This window comes from Chitinophaga sp. 9-1-y, from assembly GCF_059511905.2.
Map to the genome: position 1 here is coordinate 3,786,177 of NZ_CM197955.1, position 20,849 is coordinate 3,807,025.

Here is a 20,849-nt window from a genome sequence, read left to right on the forward strand (position 1 = left end):
TATGATATTATGCGTTTTTCATCTGGCATACACGTCTATTGCAAATACATAAGCATACTGTTGCTGGCGATGGCAGGCTTCCTGCAAGGCAGTGCGCAATCACTCAGCAACACCCCCGCATTGCTGGAGCCCTCCTCCACCCAATACTTCCAGAATCAATACCTGGCCAATCCCGCAATGGCAGGTATTGATTCCGGACTACATCTGAATGCCGCCTACCGCCGGCAAATGAATGGGATTGATGGCGCCCCCATCTCCAAATTCTTTACGGCTGATGGCTATATCGGCGACCGGGTAGGCGCAGGTATTCACGTGTTTAATGACCAGGCAGGGCTGATGAGCCGTACCCGCGTAGCCCTTTCCTATGCGTATCATCTCCCCCTGGGAGACCGGGAGCAAGTACTCCATTTCGGTCTTTCCCTCGCCATGAACTTCCAGCGCATAGATTATAAAGCCGTTAACGGAGACGGCGCTGACCCCTCCATCGGTGCATTTAACCGCCGCGATAACTACTTTGAAGGCGAGTTCGGTATGGCCTACACCAATACCCACTGGAATATTCAGGCGTCCTTACCGAATGTCCGGACGCTGTTTACGGGCGACGATAAGGCCGTAGATGGCGGTACCATCTATTTCACCGCCATCTCCTATAAATTCCTGCCAGAGGGTGCCATCAGCAGCATCATACCCAAAGTATGCTATCGCGGCGTAAAAGGGTACGACAATATATTCGACTTTGGTCTTCATATAGGCTTCCTGCGGGAAGTAGTGAATGCCCTGGCACTTTATCATACCTCTGGCAGCTTTACCGGCGGTATTGGTGTCAACATCCTGAAAACGGCTACTTTACAAGCGACGTATACCACACAAACCAATGGCATGAAAACTTATATAGACGGCGGTTATGAAATAGGCCTTACCGTCAACCTGTTCAGACCATAACATCTGATTTTGTCGCAATTGCCCCGAAAAAATACGCGCTTCACCCCGTGTGTTTGTGCTAATGAAAATAACTTTGGGATACCATACAGTCATCAATAAAACAAGTATTATGAGACCTGTAACAACATCCCGCAAAGCAACATCTAACGGTCAGCCTTTAAACAAAGAGTTTTCGGCCACCCTGCTCAGAAGCACTAACAAAGGAGGATGGACTTACCTCATCTGGCCGGAATCGGTAGCTTTTTTCGGAACCAGGGGATTGGTGAAAGTAAAAGGCCTTGTAGATAAACATCCTTTCGAAAGTTCCTTCATGGCCCTGGGTAATGGCACCCATAAATTGCCTATCAAGGCAGATCTTCGAAAAGCAATTGGAAAAGAAGCCGGCGATACAGTTACTATCCGGCTCGAAGCGCGACTGTAGCTAAGGATATTTTCCTTCAAATTGCTTAATTTGCTGCTATGAACCCGCACCCCGTAGTAGCAAGATTCCCACGATTTCTGGCAGTGGCCATACTCTGCCTGTTAAGTTTAACCGCAGCCGGACAAAAAGATCCTGCAGCTTACCAAACGGTATTTCAAACCGATCCCTGGCTAAAACACTGGACCGGCACCATATCTGATTTTAACCTGCCGGCATTTCAACACATCCGTACCAGTGACTTCGAAAATAGAATGGAAGACAACCAGCTCTTCAATAACGATCACAACTTCCAACAGACTTATGGAAAGCTGATCACCTATACACCCGATAAAAAAATGTACCTGGATTTTTACAGCGGGATGATGGTTTTTGATACTGTTCGCACAAATGGGAAAACAACTATTACTCCTGTTTACGATGTAGACCAGTACCTGTTCCTGGGCGACTACCGCCATCATACCCTTAAGCGGTTAATGGTGATGGAAGTGTCTGCCGGGCTGGAGGAAGCCGCCTGGCTCTCTGACAGTACGTTTATATTAGTGGGTACCATACATGACGACACTTATTGTTATCCATTTATTTATACCGGAGATTTAAAAAAACAAAAATTTGATTACTATCTTTCAAAAAATAAAAAAAATACCCTAAATCGCATTTACCGGTCACCTAAGTGGAATCGGTTGAAAGACGTTAAATTTGAGAACTAGCAGCAAGCTCATTTTTCATTCCAGTCAGTCATGAGAACGCAATTGATTTTACCTTCTGCTCCTATTGCTGATTATATCAGTAGTATTGTGGTAATAGAAAATAATAATATTTTCCGGGAGAGTATTTTGCCCCTCATCGCCAAAGGCTATCCCAGCATTGTTTTCCAACTCACTAACCCCTGTTTGACCGCCGGTAGCAAAACAGATCACCTGGTATTATATGGGCAGAATATAAAACCAATTTCCCTGCATGTGTCCGGGCATGTGACCGTGATTGCCTACTTTCTTTATCCGCACATGTTAAAATTCCTTTTTGAAGCGGATGCCAGGGAACTAACGGATCTTAGTATAGACCTGAGCGTTACCCCGATTGCAAAAACCATGCGTCTGCAAGAACAATTATTAAATGCCCCCAATTTACATACCCGCTTACAGCTGCTGGATAGCTATGTGCTAAAACTGGCTGCTTCCCGCAAAGCCACTTCACCGGAGGCGATTGCTTATGCCACCCGGATCATACAAAGTCAGCATGGTATTGTTTCCCTCCCTGCGCTGCAGCAAGAATTATATGTTACCGAGCGAACTTTACAGCGGCTGTTTGAAACCCATGTAGGCCTTTCTCCCAAAACCTTTAGCCGGATTTGCCAGTTCCATTCGGCATTGCAACACCTGGAGCAAAATCAATTCACGGATATGATTAAGGTGGCCTATGCCAATGGCTATGCTGATCAAAGTCACCTGATCCGCGCGTTTAAAGCATTCACCAACTACTCCCCGCTGGAATACCTGAAAGCGGCCAATGATTTCCCCCGCTAACGGCCTTCCGGAAGATTGTCGGGTTTGTTCTATCATTTGGCTGGGCGCTGCTGTTACTTTGTATCATAAAACCGAAAACATATGAGAAAGATAATCGTTTCTGCCTGGGTAACACTCGATGGCGTTTTTGATGCAGACACTATGGGACAATGGTTTGCTCCTTATGACAGCGAAGACAGAAGAGCGTATATCCGTGACGGTATCCTCGAATCAGGCGCCTTCCTGTTCGGCCGTAAAACGTATGAAATGCTGGCCCCGTATTGGTCTTCCCTGAAAAACAATGAAATGGGGGTAGCCGATCAGCTAAACAATTCGCCTAAATATGTAGTATCTGCTACGTTGGAGCAGGCCGATTGGAACAATACCACTATCATCAAAGATGATATAGTCAACACGTTGACACAGCTCAAACAAACACCAGGCAAGGATATCCAGATAGAAGGCAGCGCTGCGTTGATCCAATCACTGGCCGCCCTGAACCTGATAGATGAATACCGCTTCCTGGTACACCCGGTGATCATGGGCAGTGGAAAGCGTTTCTTTGGGGAAGACATGATATCCGGACTGGTACTGACAAAAACGCAACCGCTTGACCGTGGTGTGGTAGCGCTTTACTATGCCGCCGGACAACCGGCGTAAAAACGAAGGAGACGCTGGTGATCCAGCGTCTCCTTTTTTTAATGATCCATCTGACAAGCGAACAGCGTCGGTGCTGTGCTTCGTTTTTGCGTACTTAAATTATATTAGAAGAAATGCTGGACAGATGCCGCCAGTATTTCACCTGAAGCAGTGCTTTCTTTCTTCAGTTCTCCATCTACATAAATCTGTACTTTCATAGTAGAAGTAGTGCCTCCATGTCCACCAATACTAACACCGACGCTTATTGCGTCAGCAGGAGTGTTCACTTCCGGACTGGTCCAGGTTGTGCCGCTGAGATTGGTAGCAGTCGTCATCTGGCTATCATAACCATAAGCGACGTCCGTTAAATTAACGCCAGCAGAAGCTACTGCCTTGAATACTACTTTGTGGGTTTTTCCGGCTGGTGCATTATCCTTGTCTTTCTTACAGGCACTAAACAATGCGGCCACCATTAAGGCGGGGATTAAAATTTTTGTCAGTAATTTCATGATTCAATATTGATAGCATGCCTACTCTTTAATACTACAGTTTTCGGCTTCCCTGTTTAACATTTCTAGTTCTGGCTAACATTCAACAGTACGGCCACAAAGTTAAAATGGTGCGCTACAGCCAACAATACCCGGTTACCGGGTTTTATACCTACCTGTTTCCAGGTATTTTTTACTGCGGATAGGAGGTATCGGCAATAGTTATTATTTTGCTTTCATGAGAAAGCTGTTTTTCTTTTTATCCTTACTGATAGCAAATACCTGGTGCCTGGCACAAGTGCATTTAAGTGGCCCCTCTCCCGCCGACAGCCTGGAGAAAATATTGATACACCCCGGCCCCGACAGCCTGCGGGCCAGGGCCAGCTTCGCATTGAGCGATTACTGGACCGTAAAGGATACGCTCAGGGCCATGAAATTTCTGCAAGAGGGAGCTCCTTATATCAAAAAAAATCCTTACCTGCAGGCGCTGTACTATTTCTATGAAGGTCGCCTGCTCAGCAAAAGTAATCCTGACAAAAGCCAGCAAAATTATATGCTGACGGATTCTTTACTCCAACACACCAAAACGCAGGAGGCATATCTCTTCAGGGCGCAGGCCTGGTATGAATATGGAAGGATTCAACAGCGAAAAGATAATTACAAAGCATTCGCCGATATTATCCTCAACAAATCAATCCCCCTTGCACAACAATCCGGAGACCCCGTACTGGTGGGAAAAAATTTCCTGGCACTCGCCATTGTATTCAAAAACGCGGGGCAGTACGACAAAACCGAAACGTATTGCTTAAAGGCAATTGACATCCTGAAAGCGATTACGCCGCCCACCAAGGAGCTCATAGATGCTTACCATACCATCGCGGAAAACTATTCCCTGTCCGGGCAAAATGTAAAAGCCAGGGCGGCACTGGATAGCATGTATCCCTTACTGAAGCCTTACCCGGACTCCGAATATTACCTCGACTACTACGCTGCCGAAGGCATGTACTTTACCATAGAAGGAAAGTTCACCGATGCGTTGGCCAGCCTGGATAAAGGCGTTGCCCTGGCAAAAAAAATCGGGTTAAACTATGAGGAACAACGATTGTTACTGCAAAAATTCTATGCTTACTACAATGCAAAAAGTTACCCGAAAGCCAAAGAAGTGCTCACGTACCTGATGAAGCAGGAGCTGATGATGAGCATGTCCACTAATCGTTTACAGTTGTATTATGGCATGGCGATTACTTACGAGGGTATGAAGCAGTGGGCGCCGGCCTACGAATGGATGAAGCGTTACAGCGAGTTCAGCGATAGTGTAGCCCAAAGCCAGTTAAAAAATGATGTACATGCATTGGAAATAAAGTTCCGGGATGCAGAGAAAGAAAAGGAAATCAATGCACTAAAAGCACAACGTACGGAGCAGTTACTCGCGGCCAGCAACGGCCGGCTGGTCAACTGGTTACTGGGATTTGCCAGCCTGTTTTTACTGGCTATCCTCGTGTTTGCACTTATCCTTTACCGCAGCAAGAAAAAGCTGATGGAACAAAAAGAGTTGAGCTATCAGCAACACCTGCACGAAATGGCGCAGCAACAACAGTTGCAATTCAGCCAGGCAGTACTTCAGGGTGAGGAACAGGAACGTCGCCGGCTCGCCCGCGACCTGCACGACGGACTTGGCGGCATGCTGGCCGGCGCTAAAATAAATTTGTCGGCCCAGATAGCAGATACCTTCTCCCCGGATCAACGACAGGAACTAACAAAAATTACGGCGCAACTGGATCATTCCGTAACGGAACTACGGCGTATTGCACATAACATGATGCCCGTAAACCTGCTGAAATTTGGGTTAACTACTGCGCTGAAAGATCTCTGTGAATCATTGATGACCGACAGCACTAAAATCGACTTCCAGGCCCTGGGCATTGAAGATAGTTTGGGAGAAGAAGTACAAATCCATATTTACCGCATTGTACAGGAGCTATTGTCCAACGCTGTTCGTCATGCGTCGGCCTCTCATATTATATTGCAATGCAGCCAACACGAGGATTTGTTTTTCATTACCCAGGAAGACAATGGAAAAGGCTTTGATCCTACAGTCAACAGTACTACCTCCGGCATCGGTTTGAGTAATATAAAAAACAGGGTAGGTTTTCTAAAAGGAAAAATTGACATAGATTCGGCGCCAGATCAGGGCACTACCATAAATATTGAATTACATGTTAACTAAAAATACCACATTGGCCATTGTAGATGATCATCCTATTGTATTGGAAGGATTACAACGATTACTGGCCCATGTATCCAATATCACCATTACAGGCTGCTTCACCACTGGAGCGGATTGTATTGCTTTTCTGGAGACCAATAAGGTAGATATCATTTTATTGGACATCACCCTGCCCGATGTCAACGGGATAGAATTATGTAAAGTAATTAAGGAGATGTTACCCGACACACATGTGCTGGCGCTGAGTAACCATTCTGAACGCAGCATGATACTACAGATGATACAAAACGGCGCCACCGGCTACCTGCTGAAAAATATTTCTTCAGAAGAACTGATTGCCTGTATCGGAGAGGCGCTCAGCGGGCTGATTACCTTCAGCAAGGCGGCAAGGGAAATTATGGCGCGTCCTTCTTTGGGAGAACTAAAAGATACGCCACAACTAACAAAAAGGGAAAAGGAAATCCTGCATCTGATCGCAGAAGGGAAAACTACCCCTGATATGGCCGCCCAACTTAACCTGAGCCCACTGACCATAGAAACACATCGCAAAAACCTGATCCAGAAATTCCAGGTGAGAAATGTAGCGGCATTGATAAAAACGGCCACGCAACAAGGGTTAGTGTAAACCAGTTATTTGACGTAGATGTCGGATAATTCGTTTACCGCATAGCCTTTCTGTTCCCAGCTTTTTTTAATTTTCAAGAGCATCATGACATAAGGAACATCTATCAATAACCAGATAACGCTAATACTTATAATGCCCAAATTTGATGTCCCATTGGCATAAAGCAGGTAGATGGAATAGCTCTTGGACAGAATAAAAATAAAATCAGTTATCAGCCCACCGAGGATAGCCCACCGCTTTTCCAGCCAGATAAAAATATTGGCAGCAACGCGTGCCGCAGGAAAAATAAATGCCAGGCAAAGATCTACCGGGTCCCATAAACTGATGTTAAATTGATTGGCAAAAGCAGTATATCTCCATTGAAAATATAACGAGTAAACAAGCCCCACAAACGGCAGTATCATAAATAGCCATACATAAATCTTCAATGCCTTCGGCATCAATTCCCGGCGGCGTACCCTTGTTTCCTGTAAAAAAACCTGGTCAAAAATAGAAGGAGGCACTTCTGGCATAACGTTAATATAGGTAGATAGTAATCGTATAAGGTTCCGCGTACAATGAACGAATAAGCCGCCCGTGCAATGCAGCCTTCAGCCATTAATTCAGCACATAAAATGCGAGTACCTTCTGTACTTCATATACATTAACAGACTTTGTAAACTGCTTTACGATGCTGGGAGCGGCCTCACTCGAAATCCAGATTTTCAGTTCTGCATCCAGGTCGAAAGTACCCGTTGATTCTACGCTAAACCTGGAAATGCTTTTATAGGAGACGCTGCGATACTCCGTTTTACTACCGGTAATACCTTGCTTATCAATGAGAATTAAACGCTTATTGGTGAAAATAAAGGTATCCCTGATCAGCTTAAATCCGAGTTCAATTTTCTCTGTTTCAATAAGCAGTTTCCCATAATCTTTCATTAACTGCTCCTGGCTTACTTCGCCGGCATTGCCCAACAGGCCTGAAAAAAATCCCATATTATAAAATTGCGTTTAAATGCTACTCGGGCAAAGCTATGAAATATGTTCATTTTTCATATACTGATAGCCGAAATTATCTCCCGGCTATTCAAGTATTAGCCGGATCTCATTATTTTTACGCATGTCAGTGCTCAGGTTAAAGGTTTGGGACTTACGTCCATAGCGGATTCGCAGGGATGCGGTATTGGGAGGAATGGTCCCCAGGTTGTCCGCAGTAAACAGCAAAATATTCTCGCCGGGTTGCAACTGTAAGTGAATTTCCTGGGCGACGGTTTTAACGGGAAAGCCGGTCACCACCCATTTTCCATTCAGCGACAAAGAAATACTATCTCCATCCTGGACTTTGGTGTCCTTCAGTTCTAATATGATATCGGCGGTATGTACGGGAATAGTGGCAACGGGTACATTCTCCCGTTGTATTACTTTGCTGGTAATGTTATGGGGCTGCGTGGCAGGATGGTAGATATTCGCCACCAGGAACGTGGCATAAGCATTCGAATGGGTGCTAAAGTTAAAGCCGTAGGGTTGTTGATCAATGGTGGCTTCCAACAGCCCGGTGTTAGGCGGCAGGTGGCCGTAATTATCCGCAAAAAAGATAAAGCAGTTTTTCCCCGTGTCCAGCGCTATCGTTAGCTGCCGGTTGTGGTCATTGATTTGTTCCCGGCTAAAAATAGCGCGGCCATTATGCAGCAGGGTAACGGTATCTTTATCATACTGTTCCTGGTCTACTATCTTCAGCGCCATGGTACTGTCATAAGCAATAATGCTATCATAGATCCCAAAGTACACCTGGCTGCCCTCCGGGTGCAGGATTCGTTGCACGCTGGAATCGGCCAGTGGTCTGTTGCCGGCCTTGGTGAGCCTGGCAGCGCCCCGGTACAGGAAATCACGTAACGCCACTTTGGATGCCTGGTAAATTTCATCGTCTTCGTCCAATCCCCGCATCCAGATATCAAATTTATCGATCCACATGCGGTTCAGCACCAGCTCCCCGTCTTTATAGTCCAGTGTACCATTGAGGTACCACATCCAGGGCCCGAGCTTATACGGCGTTTGTTCCAATGGATATTTATTACGTCCAATGCCTAGTTGATGCGCATTCTTTTTGGCTAGGAGCAATTCATACCGGCCTGTAAATGCACCGTATTCCAACTTTATGGTGGCAGGGTACAACATCCCTGCTTCCGGTTGGCCAATATGCAATTCCATCGTGATAGACCGCGAGCTCCCCGGAGGCTTAACGGATGTACGCCAGATGCCCGTCCATTGGTCTGTTTGGGCGGCTAAGGATTGAGTAATAATGATGAACAAGGTTAACAGTACAACCACATGGTTTTTCACAAAAGATATTTTAAACATTTTTTTATTTGACCTTCTTGCCTACCCGGCCTTCCATGCCAGCAATGATATTAATGCATTCTTCCAAACGGGAAAAACACACACTGCCATCCAATGCCAGGTCTTTTTTGGTAACATCTACTCCGTCCAGGAATGCCTCCAGGTGCGACAAATACCGTCCCTGTTCCTCATACAGCACTTTATAGATCTGATCATTTAATTTATCCCCTTCCTGTTGTACAGGCTCACTCACCAGGTCGTTCACGCCCCGCATGCCGGCCATTACCTTGCTCATTTTCTCTTTCAGCAGGTCGAGGTCATTGGGGTCCTTCTTCCCGGGTGCAATATTATGCCGGAAAAGACTATCGGCCAACACTTTCCGGATTTTCTTATACACGGTCAGGTCTTCTTTCAGGGCTTCCAGACCTTGTTTTAGCTGCCCGGCCTTTTCGCTGGAAAAGGATTGCTTATCTACGTCGCTGCTCACATGTTTTACCCAGGTCAACAGGTCAAAGGTGACATCTGTTACCATGGCATTGGCGGTTTGCCCGAACGTAGCCGAAGAGAAGGCCAGCAAAAAAACGAACAGGGAACAGCCTGCAACTTTCCTACAAATCATTTTTTATTCTTTGAGTGTCAATAAGAAAATACTTTATCCGCCGGGGTTAGCACTGGATCATTGAAAATACATAATTTATCAGAGAGCAGAAAATATCGGGAAGGTTTCGTCAATACACCCAAATACTTCCTATATTTAACCCGCCCGGATTATCTCCTTACATCAGATAGCTAAACCCTTATTGTCATGAAAATAGCCACCTATAATGTTAATGGCGTAAACGGACGTCTTCCCGTATTACTTCGCTGGCTGGAAGAAACCGCGCCCGATGTGGCCTGCTTACAGGAACTGAAAGCGCCACAGGAAAAATTCCCGGAGCAGGCCATCCGTGACGCTGGCTACCACGCCATCTGGCATGGGCAAAAAAGCTGGAATGGCGTGGCTATTCTATCACGTACCTCAGACGTAAAAGAACTCCGGCGCGTACTGCCCGGTGACCCGGAAGATAGCCACAGCCGGTATATTGAGGCAGAGATCAATGGCATCATCATTGGCTGTTTATATTTGCCCAATGGCAATCCTGCGCCAGGACCAAAATTCGACTACAAGCTAAGCTGGTTCAAGCGGCTGACTCAACATGCACAAACACTGATGGAACAAAACGTGCCGGTCATCTTAACGGGCGACTTCAACGTAATGCCCACAGACCTGGATGTATACAAACCTGAGCGCTGGGTGAATGACGCCCTGTTCCGCCCGGAAACCCGGGAAGCCTTTCATCAGCTGGTGGCGCAGGGCTGGACAGATGCCATCCGGCACCTATACCCTACCGAAAAAATTTATACGTTCTGGGATTACTTCCGCGATGCCTATGGCCGGAATGCCGGCTTACGCATTGATCACTTTTTACTGAGCCCGGCGGTAGCGCCGTTACTGGTGGCAGCGGGAGTAGACAGAGATGTACGCGGCTGGGAAAAAAGCAGTGATCACGGACCCGTTTGGATTGAAATAAAAAATCCTGCTGCACGCTAAGCATGCAGCAGGATAACAACTATCTGTAATATCCGTGATAATAATGGTGGTGGTGATAAGGGCGGTAATACCCCGGCCTGTCGCGCACAACAAGGCAACTACTTAATCCGGCTATCAATACTACGGAAACAATGAAATATTTTAACGCTTTCATGATTGTCAGGTTTGAATGTACGTGATGAATAATGTAAGGTTAAACATCTGCAGGCTGTTTAATTTCTTTTGCTACCATAGTAAATGATAAAACTGTGCCAGACTGAGGTCGCCACTGTTATCTAGTGTTAACGTTTTTTTCTTCCTCAAAGTCCTTGTACGCGGCGGGTTTGCAGTTTATTTGATTATTTTCTTATCATTGCAGCATGACCTTTTCAGACGCATTGATGACAGCGGCACGCCGCTATTGTATGGAGCATATTACCTACTGGGCAAACCGGTATCAACAGGAACGCACCGGAGAAGATTTCCCTGAGTATACGTATACCGATAACGACTACAATCTATTCCCCCGCTATAATATCCTGGATGCCATACTTGGTGAAATAGAATTGCTTACTGGTCAAACCAACGTTTCCCGGGAAACCTTAGCCCACATCGGCCAATCTGCCCAACTCCCGTTTTCAGCGGAAGCAGAACATCCGGTAGAAGCTGCAGCCATCCGCGATGAGCGTACAAAATTTAGTGATTTTATACGGAACATCACGCCGGAAATGCTGGCGCAAATAGCACCCCTTCCCTATCGCCGGCGCCTACACGAAGCAGAAAAACAGGCAGTAGATCAACAGTTACTGGAACGCTGGAATTACGATGGTAACTACTGGGATCCGGTTGATCCCAAGTGTCCTACCAGCGTAATATATCTCCATACCGCTGACCTTACTCCGAATGATTATACTGCGATTCCCCGCTTTATCAGTGAATATGCAGCACCTTATGTACTGGAGATAACAGAGGAAGGTATCATTACCGCCATCCCCTCCGGTGATTTCAGGCCGGAAAAAGAAGAATGTGCTTACTGTGATGAAAATTATGATTGGGTGATTTATTGCTCACATGAATCAACGATTACTTTTGCGGGAGAACAGCTACAGGCTTTTATCAGGGAGTTATTTGCGGGGCGGGAAAACTTATTGAAATATTAAAAGAGGGAAATTCTCCCCGGATCATTTCGAATAAATGATACGGTTTTCGAATTCCCCCAGGATCACTTTTCCATAAATGACTTTCGTCCAGCCATTTTCATAGCCATGGTTATTAGCGATCAGGCAACCTTTGTTCTGGTCTTTTTTAATCACCTTATGCGCATCTATATACCGGCCCTTTACTTTGCAAAATACGATATCGCCAATGGCGTATTCAGTTGCTTTCACAAAGGTTAGCAGGGTGCCGCTTTTCAGGATGGGGAGCATAGAGGTGCCAAAGGCTTTCATTTTCCCGATACCGGCGGTGTCGAGTTCATTTTTTAATCTTTCGTACTTATTCATTTTTTGAATTTTTTGGGGCTTGTTTTGAAATAGGGTTACTACATTTTTTTAAAGGGTTATAAAATAGCGCGCTGCTAATTACTCAGCATATGCTCAAGTATAGGGGCACATTTTTCACGGCAGGGTGCATAAAAATGTCCATGTTGCCAATAGGCAGATTTAGGTGATAATCCCCACCAAAATTCAGCCAGGGCCAATGGTTCCATTTCATGCTGGTAAGCATATTGCAGCAGTTTGGGTGCGGCGCATTCCCCGGCGCCGGCTGGTGGCTTCTTATGGCCGGTAGCTGCAAAAATATCTACCAGGCTTTTTGACTTCCCGGATTTATTTAAAAAATGGTACTGGTCAAAAATTTTGTTTTGCAGAGAAACAGAATGATGCTTACGTAAATTTTTCAGGAGATGGATTTCTGCAGCGTTGCCGTGGGGGTCAAACAATTCCAGGGCGCTGATTTGCTCGCTCATTTGCGTTAGTTGGGTCATTCCCGTATTCACGAAACCGCCTTCGGCCAGGGTGTCAAATATAGGCGGCACAAAACCTGCATGGTGGTTACCACCTGCCAGTTTACCTGAAAATGCGGCCAGGTATCCCAGCTCACCTTCTTTCGTTCGAACGGCCAATACGCCGAACATTTTTCCTATAATCACCCCTTCTGCATCAGATGACAACCCGAAATTATGCGTCCATTCCTCCTGATACTGCAGATGTGACTGTAGTTTGTCTGCCGCCAGCTGGCATAGCGGGTGCAGGGCATTGTCTATTGAAAAGGTAAGGCCTTCGGCCAGTGCATGAATAGATGTTGATTCGTCAAACGTGCAAAACGCGGATGGTTCATTTACCACGCTGTGCATTACTATTTTCTCTTAAAATAATGCGCAAATTTAACAAAATTTTTAGAAAAACACTGGCCGACTACCTTTCTTTATAAGGTAAGGCGTAATCCGGCAGAAAGATTCAGGTTACCCAGGTTCTCGCGTTGATCATCTTTCAGATCGATGGTGGTGGTATTATTGCCTTGTTCTACCTTCATCTTATTCAGCAAACCAGTGATCAGAGATGCCTGTGCGCCGGCAGAAAGATAACGTGTAATGCGGAAATCATAGCCCACATCCAGGCTGGTGCCTGCTGTGCCACCTTTTAATATCATCTTGCCGGAATTTACTGCTGAATTATTCCGGAATCCTACGTAACCCAGGCCTACATTGGCATAAAAGGCATTGGTTTTGGCCTTGTTATACAAACGGGTACCAAAAGTAGCGCCTATAAAGTTGATGCTGATGTTATCTTCTGTGGAAACAGTGGTGCCGTTCACAGGCACCGCATCAGCGCTATTGGAAGAATGAAATCGGCTATACTTCAACCCTATTCCCATCTTCTCCCTGAAATAATAGGTGGCATCTACGCCGAGGCCAAAGCCAGATTTCAATTTCTTTACATAGTCCCTCGTTTCCCCGTCGAACTGCGAACCAATCTTGCCAATACGATAACTATAGCCGCCATTTACAGCAAGACGGAAGGACGGTAACTCCTTTGTTTGGGCATGTACCCCCTGCATCAGCGCAGAGCCAAATACAATCAACAATAATTTTTTCATATAGTATAGATTAAATAGTACCTAAGTTGGTGGCCGCGAATATAGAATATAAGCAGGTTCCTCTATCTATTCCCATACATAACGAAATGATTACCAGCAACACATAACAATTTTTAAATTATCTAGCAACAGGCCGTTGGCGTAAAAAGCAGCTTTCCTTTTAAAAAAATAAAATGTTCAGTGTATCTTGACCGTTTTTCAGGCAAACCCGTTGTGGACATATCAAATCAAACAGTGATCAATGAAGGCGAACGAATCATTATTAAAAACGAAACAACATTTTGAAATTTTAGACGGGTTAAGAGGAATTGCCGCCATATCAGTAGTGGTATTCCATTTCATGGAAATCGTCATTTCCGACTACAGCAAAAACTTTATCGGGCACGGCTTTTTAGCGGTTGACTTCTTTTTCTGCTTATCCGGATTTGTAATTGGCTATGCGTATGATAACCGGTTAGAAAAAATGGGCGTATGGGAATTCTTTAAGTCGCGTATCATCCGTTTGCATCCATTAGTGATAGCAGGTAGCGTGTTAGGTTTACTTGGATTCCTCATCAATCCGTTCGGACTGCCTCCTACCCTATATTCAGCTGGACAGATAAGCATATTTTTTCTCTGCTCCCTGCTACTCATACCCTATCCTTTTATGCCCGACCGCTTCTTCAACCTGTTCGGTTTGAATGCGCCGGCCTGGTCTTTATTCTGGGAATACGTGGCTAATATTTTCTATGCATTGGTGCTTCACCGGTTACCTCGCCGCTACCTGGCAATATTGGCCATACTGGCTGCAGCGGCCATTTCTTATGTGGCTTTCCAGGCCGGTAACCTGATGGGAGGATGGAGTAAAGACACTTTCTGGCAGGGTTGCGCACGCATTTCCTATTCTTTCCTGGCGGGATTAATTGTTTTCCGTTTTAACTTAATTATCAAAAACAGGCTGGGCTTTATTGGACTGACTATATTGTTGCTGGCGGCCTTTCTCCAGCCATATTTTAAATGGAACTGGCTGGCAGAACTGTTGACAGTACTGGTGTACTTCCCGCTGCTCATCGCGCTGGGCGCAGGCGCACAACTAGCTCCTTCCTTGAAAAAATTATGTATTTTTTCCGGGCAGATTTCTTATCCGCTGTATATGAGCCATTATGTTGCGATGTGGATATTCGCTAACTGGTTCAATGCGTATCATCCTGGTCCGTGGCCGCTGTCGCTGGTCATCGTGTTCGGCACTATACTCCTGATTGGCTTTGGCTGGCTGGTAATGGTGATATATGATACACCGGTAAGGAAATATTTAACGGCGAGAAGAAAATAAAACAAGCCCGATTTTCAAAGCGCAATGACCAGTTTTGTCGTTGCGCTTTTTTTGTGCCTTTGTTTCAGCAAAAGAACATTTGCTATACCAGCTTTATGCTTTCCCTATCACTTCCTTACGATGTTTCAGTCCCCAGTAGTGCAGCGCTTCCATCACCGGTTCCAGCGACTTGCCGTGAGACGTAATGGTATATTCCACCGTTGGCGGGAAAGTATCATATACTTCCCTTTTTAACAGCTTGTTCACTTCAAGGTGTTTTAATTCTTTCGACAATGTTTTATCTGTAATACCCGTCACTTCTTTCGCGATTTGCTTGAAACGTTTTGGCCCTGTCGACAGCGCAAACAAAATCAACAGTTTCCATCTGCCCTCCAGGGCTTCCAGTGCGTCTTTGATCGACAAAGCATTTTTCGGGCATCCTCCTTTTGTTAACATATAAAATGGTTTACTGGCTACGATACTATCCAATCAGATAGCGCTATCCAACAAGGAAGCGCTATCTGATTGAAACCAAATATATGTAGGTTTGCGTCATTCAAAAAAAAAACATCTTATGACATCCTCATTGCGAAAAATGAACACGGTATTATGGATCCTGCAAATACTCATCGCGGCTTTTTTTATTACCGGTGCGGTGCTGAAGTTTCAACCTATTGAGAAAATAGCGCCGATGATGCCCTGGGCCGGGCAGGTACCTGCTTACGTGGTGCGGCTACTGGGAGTGATCGATCTGGCAGGCGCTGTGGGATTGATACTACCTGCGTTCCTGCGTATTAAACCGATACTCACACCATGGGCCGCTGTAGGCGCTGCTGCGCTGATGGGATGTGCTATTGTGTTCCATTTATCAAGAGGAGAAGCCAGCGTGACTGGGGTGAATATCCTTTTCTTGCTGCTGGCAATTTTTGTGGCATGGGGAAGATTCAAAACAGTTCCCATCTCTTCAAAATAATACCTTCTTTATACATAATCCAACAGCCATGCCCGTGCGTCGGCATCATTGGTAAATGATTTCATGGGGATGGGTGGTCTTCCTACTGCAAATACCAACTTCATAATCAACGCAGATAACCCTGGTTTGGAAACCATTGCCATAGCGGAATATATTTGTGGTACCTGCTCTCCTGAAAATTGCCGGGTAGCTTTATCTGGTACCGGGGATTTAGTTAGATAAATCAATAACGGTACTTTCCGGTTGCCGGTTATTTGCTTTACCAGTGCAACATTGCCGGCAATATTTTCTACCGTTCTTTTGATGTTCTTCGAGTAAGAATAGAGGATGCCGGCAGGATCATAGTAGTAATCTGCTATTTCACCTTTGATCAATGGTAAATGCTCCGGAGGATTCATGTAAGTTTAATTTTGCAGGGCATTATTTGCGGTGATAAATGTAACGCATAAAATGGGAACTCCACCATGGTGGTTTATCTCATTTATGTTATTTTCATTCAATAAACTTAATACGGATGGAATTTTCAGCGTTATATGAAATAGCCTGCAAAACATTAAATCCTACACAGCTCTCTAAAAACAGCTATGCAGGCGGTGTTGCTGCCGCTATTCTTACAGACAAAGGAAATGTTTATACCGGCGTATGTATCGACACGCCCTGTTCTATGGGCTTTTGTGCAGAACATGCAGCAGTGGCTGCTATGATCACCGCCGGCGAAAACAAAATCGTTAAGGTAGTGGCGGTTACAGAAGGTAACGTAGTGGTGAGTCCCTGTGGCAGGTGCCGGGAATTTATATGCCAGGTGCATGATGAAAATGATCAGTGCGAAGTGCTACTGCCCGAAAATAAGGTTGTCAGCATGAAAACACTGATTCCGTTTCGTTGGGAATAGTCAGACTGGTTGGCGTTCCCCCAACCATCACACGATAATTTTCCCGGATCTTTACTTTGAAAATATTCACTTTACGCCTAAATTTGCCGCCAGATAAAACCTGTATCTGCTACTGATATCAGTAAGCCAAACATTTATTTACCCCAAAAAAACGAACGATGAGGAAACTCATAGCGGGCATTGCTGCCCTTGCGCTTTTAATCTCCAGCTGCAAAAAAAAGGACAAACCAGGAACCATTACACCTGCTGACTGGTACATTTCCACTGCCGTGGCCACCCAGGTAAGAGATGGCATTGTTACAAAGAACCAGGACAGTATTTTGTACATCTATAATGCCGACAAAACCTTACGTACCGCGGAAGAGTTTTCGATCGACAACGGACTTACTTATTACGGGCTGCTCACCTTTGTTTATGAGAACGGAAAGCTGATAAAGCTGAACCGGCAAAACGGCAGAACAGAAACACCTGTCACTATCATGGAATTCCAATACACCGGCCAGCTGCTCACCCGCTCTTATGCACCAGGACAAGCCACCACCACTTATGATTCCCTGATGTATGAGAATAATAAGTTGGTGACGATCGCAAAAGTGAAATCCGGGAAAATCGATAAAATAATAGAATATTCCTGGGATGGTGATAATGTTATTGTGGAGAAGCAATTCAACTGGAATGCTGCCAACCACCTCAAAGTGCTTTTACAAAGCCATAAATATGTTTACAACGATGTGGCAAATGGACGCAAAACAATGGCATTCCCTTATTATTTATTAACAGACCAGGCAGGTATTGCCCATTTACTTTCTGCGCGCGAGCTGACCAACAGATCTACCGTCAATACCACCGGCGCAGAAACCGATTTTATTTCGTATACCCGTGAACGTAACGACAAACAACTGACAGTAGCAGATACCAGCTGGTACAAACCTACTGCCGCTGACCCTAAAAAAGCCGGGTACATTACCACTTACAGGTATACAGACCTTCATCAATAATCGAATACTATAAAATAAGGAGACCATGTTACCAAACAGCATGGTCTCCTTTTTTCTGCTTTCTGAAAAAAAATTTGGGTAACTTAAAAGTTACATATACATTTGTGTAACTTAAAAGTTACCTATTATGGCAAACACTATTAAACACGAATTCTTCTACCCACATCCTGCGCAGATGGTTTGGGACTTCCTGACAAAGCCGGAACTCATGGAACTATGGCTGATGAAAAATGATTTTCAGCCTATTGTAGGGCTTGACTTTCAATTCAGGACCGGACCTATTCCCAGCCTGGACTTCGACGGGATCTTCTACTGTAAGGTACTGGAAGTGGTACCTATGAAAAAACTGACGTACTCCTGGAATTGCGGCCCCGGTAATGGCAAAATCGACATCGAATCTGTAGTAAGATGGCGGCTGGAGCCTAAAGACAACGGCACTGCCTTATTTTTGGAACATAGTGGTTTCTCAGAAACAGCGCACCTCAACATGTTTGCTGCATTAAAAGACGGCTGGTGGAAGAATCTGCAGAAAATCGCTGACCGCATAAATACACTCCAACATGGCCACACCAACGCTTGATGCCTTCCAGGTAATCAGTGATCCCAGCAGGCGAAAAATGTTGATGCTACTGGCAGAAGATAGCTTGACGATCAATAGCCTGGCTGATAATTTCGATATGAGTCGCCCTGCCGTATCCAAGCATATTAAGATACTGCATACCGCAGGTTTCATTTCTATCCGGGATATTGGGCGGGAACGCTACTGTACATTGAAACAAGACGGATTCAATGAACTGCAAAACTGGATTTCCTACTTCGATAACTTCTGGGCATCTAAACTGAAGAAACTGGAAACTTTATTAAATAACAAATTACCTAACTAATCACCTCCTGCCATGGAAATAGGCATCATCGGTGCCGGCCCTATTGGGGCCGGCCTCGCATCCAAACTGGTTCAACTGGGGCATAGGGTGTCAATTGCAAACTCCCGGGGACCAGCCTCCCTGGTGCAGGTGGCCGCAAATACAGGCGCTACGCCTGTTGACATAGCCGCCGCGATACAAGGAAGAAAGGTAATCATCGTTACCATTCCACAAAAAAGCATACCAGACCTTCCCGCGGCATTATTCCGGCAACTACCGGCAGATACGGTGGTGATTGATACCTGCAACTACTATCCCCTGCTCCGTGATGGTGTTATTCCAGCACTGGAAGAAAGTGGCATCGATAGCCTGTGGGTGCAGCAGCAACTGGGCTTTCCGGTAGTCAAAGTATTTAACTCCATCTTTGCGGAGAGCCTGTCAGACAAAGGCAAGCCACCTGGCGACAAAGATCGTATAGCCTTAGCCGTTTCCGGCGACAATGCCGCTGCCAAAAAAATAGCAGTCGCACTGGTAGATGCCATTGGGTTTGACCCGGTGGATATTGGCAGCATCGCCGACTCCTGGAAACAACAACCCGGTTCCCCTGTTTACTGCCGGGATATTACCCTGCCTGTGCTGAAAAGCCGCGTGGCTGACATGGCCTCCGACTGGGCTGCCGGCCGCGCAGCAGCTACCGCACAAAGGAAAGCCGATGAAGCACTGATGCATACCGACATCGCTGCCTACCTGCGTAAAATGTGGGAGTAAAAACAGGCATTTATCATGATGTTTATTCTTAGAGCGTCCACCTGACTGGTGGACGCTTTTTTTAAATGAATACCGGCTTCCAGAAAAACAAGATTATCTAGTGGCAGAAGAACTTCAGGGTAAAGGCGCTGCGTTCCCATTTTTTTATTTACTTTGAAGAAATAGCATGCATGAAGCTCCCTTACCTTATACTAGCCTTCCTGATATTCTGCTGTGGCCATGCGTATGGCCAGAAAGTAGAGATACTGAAAAAATCTGACACCTTTCAACACAAAAAAAAATCGCGCGAGATCGTTTATTGGAACAATGCTGTTGATACATCAGGACTGGAATATGTGGCCACCATTTCTTGCAGGGCTGTTGCCATGGAAAGCAAAGCGCTTGGGAGACTATGGGCTTATGCCGTACGTAGTGGCATGAAATCAGGCGCCAACGCATTTATCTTCCACTCCTACACGGATACAGATTCAACGAGGCCGGAATTAATTCTCGATTTCTTCTTTGCGGATGACGTAGCACGCCAGCGTAATACAGCACGCGAAGAAAAAAATGTGGTCTATATTTTCGGTAACAAAGGTAAAGCCATGCCCTTAAAAGTAAATGGAAAAGAAGTGAAGATTCCTGCTGATAGCTCCCTGCGCTATGAACTACTGGTAGGCTCAGAACTACAACTCAGTAAGGGTAGCTTTGCCGGTGACTCCTATACCACGCAGTGGGCAGTTGGAAAAACAGCGGAGTATCTTTCTGTTTCGGGATTTGGACCAAACGGCGCTTACATACCTGCCCTCGGCGCCGTAGGTTTAGGTCTAAGTTTCAATAGTGGCCGCATTACGCCGATGGATGCGAACTTTGGCCGGATGCTGTTAGACATGCAAAAGCGGTTAATTTATACAGGATTAGACTGATTTTGATATTTTTATTTTTAGTATTAGTATTACGAAAGATGGGGAGATGAAGGCTGGTGTACCAGCTTTCATCTCCCCATCTTTCTTTTTAAATCTTTAAAATATAATCAGGATAATCAGTCTAATCCTGTATAAAGACAAAATCCGCTTACATCATTCGCTACTTCCAGCATTTTGAACTTTTCACTGCATCATGTGTTAATGAATACGCCGATGCCAAATCAGCCCAGATAGATTTAAACTATCAAATTATCAAATTAATTGATTATCATTATAACTACAATAGTATAATTTTAGGCCCTGACACATAGGTAAAGTATTTCTTCAATA

General features: G+C 45.3%; 27 protein-coding genes. 17 read left to right on the plus strand and 10 right to left on the minus strand.

The window, feature by feature from the left end:
- The first annotated feature begins 9 nt into the window (after positions 1-9).
- The 5 genes from AC5ZC7_RS14970 to AC5ZC7_RS14990 all read left to right on the plus strand — a co-directional run bounded on the left by AC5ZC7_RS14970 (position 10) and on the right by AC5ZC7_RS14990 (position 3,525).
- Positions 10-942, plus strand: a complete 933-nt coding sequence (locus AC5ZC7_RS14970; protein ID WP_496158122.1) for a PorP/SprF family type IX secretion system membrane protein — start codon at positions 10-12, stop codon at positions 940-942.
- A gap of 109 nt (positions 943-1,051) precedes the next feature.
- On the plus strand, positions 1,052-1,363 hold the full coding sequence (locus AC5ZC7_RS14975; RefSeq protein WP_496158121.1) for a DUF1905 domain-containing protein: 312 nt from the start codon (positions 1,052-1,054) through the stop codon (positions 1,361-1,363).
- Positions 1,364-1,401: 38 nt separating this feature from the next.
- Positions 1,402-2,070, plus strand: coding sequence for a hypothetical protein (locus tag AC5ZC7_RS14980; protein WP_496158120.1), 669 nt, complete (start codon positions 1,402-1,404; stop codon positions 2,068-2,070).
- Between the two features lie 30 nt (positions 2,071-2,100).
- Positions 2,101-2,886: a helix-turn-helix domain-containing protein gene (locus AC5ZC7_RS14985; RefSeq protein WP_496158119.1), complete on the plus strand. Its 786-nt coding sequence runs from the start codon at positions 2,101-2,103 to the stop codon at positions 2,884-2,886.
- 81 nt (positions 2,887-2,967) lie between these two features.
- Complete coding sequence (locus AC5ZC7_RS14990; RefSeq protein ID WP_496158118.1) at positions 2,968-3,525, plus strand: dihydrofolate reductase family protein; 558 nt, start codon at positions 2,968-2,970, stop codon at positions 3,523-3,525.
- A 104-nt stretch (positions 3,526-3,629) separates the two neighbouring features.
- On the opposite strand, the gene AC5ZC7_RS14995 is transcribed toward AC5ZC7_RS14990, so the two are convergent.
- Positions 3,630-4,013 carry a hypothetical protein gene (locus AC5ZC7_RS14995; protein ID WP_496158117.1) on the minus strand — a complete coding sequence of 128 codons (384 nt, stop codon included), beginning with the start codon at positions 4,011-4,013 and terminating at the stop codon, positions 3,630-3,632.
- Between the two features lie 217 nt (positions 4,014-4,230).
- Between AC5ZC7_RS14995 and AC5ZC7_RS15000 the strand changes: the two genes are divergently transcribed.
- Complete coding sequence (locus AC5ZC7_RS15000) at positions 4,231-6,219, plus strand: ATP-binding protein (RefSeq protein ID WP_496158116.1); 1,989 nt, start codon at positions 4,231-4,233, stop codon at positions 6,217-6,219.
- Positions 6,209-6,844 carry a response regulator gene (locus tag AC5ZC7_RS15005; RefSeq protein WP_496158115.1) on the plus strand — a complete coding sequence of 212 codons (636 nt, stop codon included), beginning with the start codon at positions 6,209-6,211 and terminating at the stop codon, positions 6,842-6,844. Before AC5ZC7_RS15000 ends, AC5ZC7_RS15005 begins: the two co-directional genes overlap by 11 nt.
- Before the next feature lie 5 nt (positions 6,845-6,849).
- Here the strand turns inward: AC5ZC7_RS15005 and AC5ZC7_RS15010 are convergent, their stop codons facing one another.
- The 4 genes from AC5ZC7_RS15010 to AC5ZC7_RS15025 form a co-directional block, all read right to left on the minus strand.
- The gene (locus AC5ZC7_RS15010; protein WP_496158114.1) at positions 6,850-7,356 is read right to left on the minus strand and encodes a hypothetical protein; all 507 of its coding nucleotides are present in this window, start codon (positions 7,354-7,356) and stop codon (positions 6,850-6,852) included.
- An 85-nt stretch (positions 7,357-7,441) separates the two neighbouring features.
- Positions 7,442-7,822, minus strand: a complete 381-nt coding sequence (locus tag AC5ZC7_RS15015; protein ID WP_496158113.1) for a PH domain-containing protein — start codon at positions 7,820-7,822, stop codon at positions 7,442-7,444.
- An 87-nt stretch (positions 7,823-7,909) separates the two neighbouring features.
- A complete protein-coding gene (locus AC5ZC7_RS15020) occupies positions 7,910-9,166 on the minus strand; it encodes a hypothetical protein (protein WP_496158112.1) in 1,257 nt (418 codons plus the stop codon).
- 22 nt (positions 9,167-9,188) lie between these two features.
- Positions 9,189-9,782, minus strand: a complete 594-nt coding sequence (locus AC5ZC7_RS15025) for a hypothetical protein (protein ID WP_496158111.1) — start codon at positions 9,780-9,782, stop codon at positions 9,189-9,191.
- 186 nt (positions 9,783-9,968) lie between these two features.
- On the opposite strand from AC5ZC7_RS15025, the gene xth reads away from it, so the two are divergent.
- Positions 9,969-10,754, plus strand: coding sequence for an exodeoxyribonuclease III (gene xth / locus AC5ZC7_RS15030; protein ID WP_496158110.1), 786 nt, complete (start codon positions 9,969-9,971; stop codon positions 10,752-10,754).
- Between the two features lie 359 nt (positions 10,755-11,113).
- Positions 11,114-11,893, plus strand: a complete 780-nt coding sequence (locus tag AC5ZC7_RS15035; RefSeq protein ID WP_496158108.1) for a hypothetical protein — start codon at positions 11,114-11,116, stop codon at positions 11,891-11,893.
- A gap of 21 nt (positions 11,894-11,914) precedes the next feature.
- On the opposite strand, the gene AC5ZC7_RS15040 is transcribed toward AC5ZC7_RS15035, so the two are convergent.
- The 3 genes from AC5ZC7_RS15040 to AC5ZC7_RS15050 form a co-directional block, all read right to left on the minus strand.
- The gene (locus tag AC5ZC7_RS15040; protein WP_496158107.1) at positions 11,915-12,235 is read right to left on the minus strand and encodes a S24 family peptidase; all 321 of its coding nucleotides are present in this window, start codon (positions 12,233-12,235) and stop codon (positions 11,915-11,917) included.
- Between the two features lie 74 nt (positions 12,236-12,309).
- Complete coding sequence (locus AC5ZC7_RS15045) at positions 12,310-13,086, minus strand: pseudouridylate synthase (protein WP_496158106.1); 777 nt, start codon at positions 13,084-13,086, stop codon at positions 12,310-12,312.
- Positions 13,087-13,157: 71 nt separating this feature from the next.
- Complete coding sequence (locus AC5ZC7_RS15050) at positions 13,158-13,829, minus strand: hypothetical protein (protein ID WP_496158105.1); 672 nt, start codon at positions 13,827-13,829, stop codon at positions 13,158-13,160.
- A gap of 241 nt (positions 13,830-14,070) precedes the next feature.
- On the opposite strand from AC5ZC7_RS15050, the gene AC5ZC7_RS15055 reads away from it, so the two are divergent.
- The gene (locus AC5ZC7_RS15055; protein WP_496158104.1) at positions 14,071-15,141 is read left to right on the plus strand and encodes an acyltransferase family protein; all 1,071 of its coding nucleotides are present in this window, start codon (positions 14,071-14,073) and stop codon (positions 15,139-15,141) included.
- A 93-nt stretch (positions 15,142-15,234) separates the two neighbouring features.
- Here the strand turns inward: AC5ZC7_RS15055 and AC5ZC7_RS15060 are convergent, their stop codons facing one another.
- On the minus strand, positions 15,235-15,576 hold the full coding sequence (locus AC5ZC7_RS15060; protein ID WP_496158103.1) for a winged helix-turn-helix transcriptional regulator: 342 nt from the start codon (positions 15,574-15,576) through the stop codon (positions 15,235-15,237).
- A 118-nt stretch (positions 15,577-15,694) separates the two neighbouring features.
- On the opposite strand from AC5ZC7_RS15060, the gene AC5ZC7_RS15065 reads away from it, so the two are divergent.
- A complete protein-coding gene (locus tag AC5ZC7_RS15065) occupies positions 15,695-16,093 on the plus strand; it encodes a DoxX family protein (RefSeq protein ID WP_496158102.1) in 399 nt (132 codons plus the stop codon).
- A gap of 8 nt (positions 16,094-16,101) precedes the next feature.
- Here AC5ZC7_RS15065 and AC5ZC7_RS15070 read toward each other — a convergent pair whose 3' ends face one another.
- Positions 16,102-16,491 (minus strand): DUF7793 family protein, encoded by a 390-nt coding sequence (locus AC5ZC7_RS15070; protein WP_496158101.1) that lies wholly within the window; start codon positions 16,489-16,491, stop codon positions 16,102-16,104.
- A 116-nt stretch (positions 16,492-16,607) separates the two neighbouring features.
- Between AC5ZC7_RS15070 and AC5ZC7_RS15075 the strand changes: the two genes are divergently transcribed.
- The 6 genes from AC5ZC7_RS15075 to AC5ZC7_RS15100 all read left to right on the plus strand — a co-directional run bounded on the left by AC5ZC7_RS15075 (position 16,608) and on the right by AC5ZC7_RS15100 (position 20,519).
- Complete coding sequence (locus AC5ZC7_RS15075) at positions 16,608-16,985, plus strand: cytidine deaminase family protein (protein WP_496158100.1); 378 nt, start codon at positions 16,608-16,610, stop codon at positions 16,983-16,985.
- 158 nt (positions 16,986-17,143) lie between these two features.
- Positions 17,144-17,983: a hypothetical protein gene (locus AC5ZC7_RS15080; RefSeq protein WP_496158099.1), complete on the plus strand. Its 840-nt coding sequence runs from the start codon at positions 17,144-17,146 to the stop codon at positions 17,981-17,983.
- A gap of 127 nt (positions 17,984-18,110) precedes the next feature.
- Positions 18,111-18,563 carry an SRPBCC domain-containing protein gene (locus AC5ZC7_RS15085; RefSeq protein WP_496158098.1) on the plus strand — a complete coding sequence of 151 codons (453 nt, stop codon included), beginning with the start codon at positions 18,111-18,113 and terminating at the stop codon, positions 18,561-18,563.
- Complete coding sequence (locus AC5ZC7_RS15090) at positions 18,544-18,867, plus strand: metalloregulator ArsR/SmtB family transcription factor (protein ID WP_496158097.1); 324 nt, start codon at positions 18,544-18,546, stop codon at positions 18,865-18,867. The genes AC5ZC7_RS15085 and AC5ZC7_RS15090 overlap by 20 nt, the downstream gene beginning before the upstream one ends.
- 12 nt (positions 18,868-18,879) lie before the next feature.
- Positions 18,880-19,614: an NAD(P)-binding domain-containing protein gene (locus tag AC5ZC7_RS15095; RefSeq protein ID WP_496158096.1), complete on the plus strand. Its 735-nt coding sequence runs from the start codon at positions 18,880-18,882 to the stop codon at positions 19,612-19,614.
- A gap of 170 nt (positions 19,615-19,784) precedes the next feature.
- Entirely contained in the window at positions 19,785-20,519 is a 735-nt protein-coding gene (locus AC5ZC7_RS15100; RefSeq protein ID WP_496158095.1) for a hypothetical protein, read from the plus strand.
- Positions 20,520-20,849 lie beyond the last annotated feature (330 nt).

Coding starts and splice junctions, on each gene's coding strand:
- AC5ZC7_RS14995 (WP_496158117.1), bottom strand. CDS start 4,013: ATGAAATTACTGACAAAAATTTTAATCCCCGCCTTAATGGTGGCCGCA.
- AC5ZC7_RS15050 (WP_496158105.1), bottom strand. CDS start 13,829: ATGAAAAAATTATTGTTGATTGTATTTGGCTCTGCGCTGATGCAGGGG.
- xth (WP_496158110.1), top strand. CDS start 9,969: ATGAAAATAGCCACCTATAATGTTAATGGCGTAAACGGACGTCTTCCC.
- AC5ZC7_RS15080 (WP_496158099.1), top strand. CDS start 17,144: ATGAGGAAACTCATAGCGGGCATTGCTGCCCTTGCGCTTTTAATCTCC.
- AC5ZC7_RS15070 (WP_496158101.1), bottom strand. CDS start 16,491: ATGAATCCTCCGGAGCATTTACCATTGATCAAAGGTGAAATAGCAGAT.
- AC5ZC7_RS15100 (WP_496158095.1), top strand. CDS start 19,785: ATGAAGCTCCCTTACCTTATACTAGCCTTCCTGATATTCTGCTGTGGC.
- AC5ZC7_RS15055 (WP_496158104.1), top strand. CDS start 14,071: ATGAAGGCGAACGAATCATTATTAAAAACGAAACAACATTTTGAAATT.
- AC5ZC7_RS15040 (WP_496158107.1), bottom strand. CDS start 12,235: ATGAATAAGTACGAAAGATTAAAAAATGAACTCGACACCGCCGGTATC.
- AC5ZC7_RS14990 (WP_496158118.1), top strand. CDS start 2,968: ATGAGAAAGATAATCGTTTCTGCCTGGGTAACACTCGATGGCGTTTTT.
- AC5ZC7_RS15005 (WP_496158115.1), top strand. CDS start 6,209: ATGTTAACTAAAAATACCACATTGGCCATTGTAGATGATCATCCTATT.
- AC5ZC7_RS15090 (WP_496158097.1), top strand. CDS start 18,544: ATGGCCACACCAACGCTTGATGCCTTCCAGGTAATCAGTGATCCCAGC.
- AC5ZC7_RS15075 (WP_496158100.1), top strand. CDS start 16,608: ATGGAATTTTCAGCGTTATATGAAATAGCCTGCAAAACATTAAATCCT.
- AC5ZC7_RS15060 (WP_496158103.1), bottom strand. CDS start 15,576: ATGTTAACAAAAGGAGGATGCCCGAAAAATGCTTTGTCGATCAAAGAC.
- AC5ZC7_RS15015 (WP_496158113.1), bottom strand. CDS start 7,822: ATGGGATTTTTTTCAGGCCTGTTGGGCAATGCCGGCGAAGTAAGCCAG.
- AC5ZC7_RS14980 (WP_496158120.1), top strand. CDS start 1,402: ATGAACCCGCACCCCGTAGTAGCAAGATTCCCACGATTTCTGGCAGTG.
- AC5ZC7_RS14985 (WP_496158119.1), top strand. CDS start 2,101: ATGAGAACGCAATTGATTTTACCTTCTGCTCCTATTGCTGATTATATC.
- AC5ZC7_RS14975 (WP_496158121.1), top strand. CDS start 1,052: ATGAGACCTGTAACAACATCCCGCAAAGCAACATCTAACGGTCAGCCT.
- AC5ZC7_RS15000 (WP_496158116.1), top strand. CDS start 4,231: ATGAGAAAGCTGTTTTTCTTTTTATCCTTACTGATAGCAAATACCTGG.
- AC5ZC7_RS15025 (WP_496158111.1), bottom strand. CDS start 9,782: ATGATTTGTAGGAAAGTTGCAGGCTGTTCCCTGTTCGTTTTTTTGCTG.
- AC5ZC7_RS15065 (WP_496158102.1), top strand. CDS start 15,695: ATGACATCCTCATTGCGAAAAATGAACACGGTATTATGGATCCTGCAA.
- AC5ZC7_RS14970 (WP_496158122.1), top strand. CDS start 10: ATGCGTTTTTCATCTGGCATACACGTCTATTGCAAATACATAAGCATA.
- AC5ZC7_RS15035 (WP_496158108.1), top strand. CDS start 11,114: ATGACCTTTTCAGACGCATTGATGACAGCGGCACGCCGCTATTGTATG.
- AC5ZC7_RS15010 (WP_496158114.1), bottom strand. CDS start 7,356: ATGCCAGAAGTGCCTCCTTCTATTTTTGACCAGGTTTTTTTACAGGAA.
- AC5ZC7_RS15095 (WP_496158096.1), top strand. CDS start 18,880: ATGGAAATAGGCATCATCGGTGCCGGCCCTATTGGGGCCGGCCTCGCA.
- AC5ZC7_RS15085 (WP_496158098.1), top strand. CDS start 18,111: ATGGCAAACACTATTAAACACGAATTCTTCTACCCACATCCTGCGCAG.
- AC5ZC7_RS15045 (WP_496158106.1), bottom strand. CDS start 13,086: ATGCACAGCGTGGTAAATGAACCATCCGCGTTTTGCACGTTTGACGAA.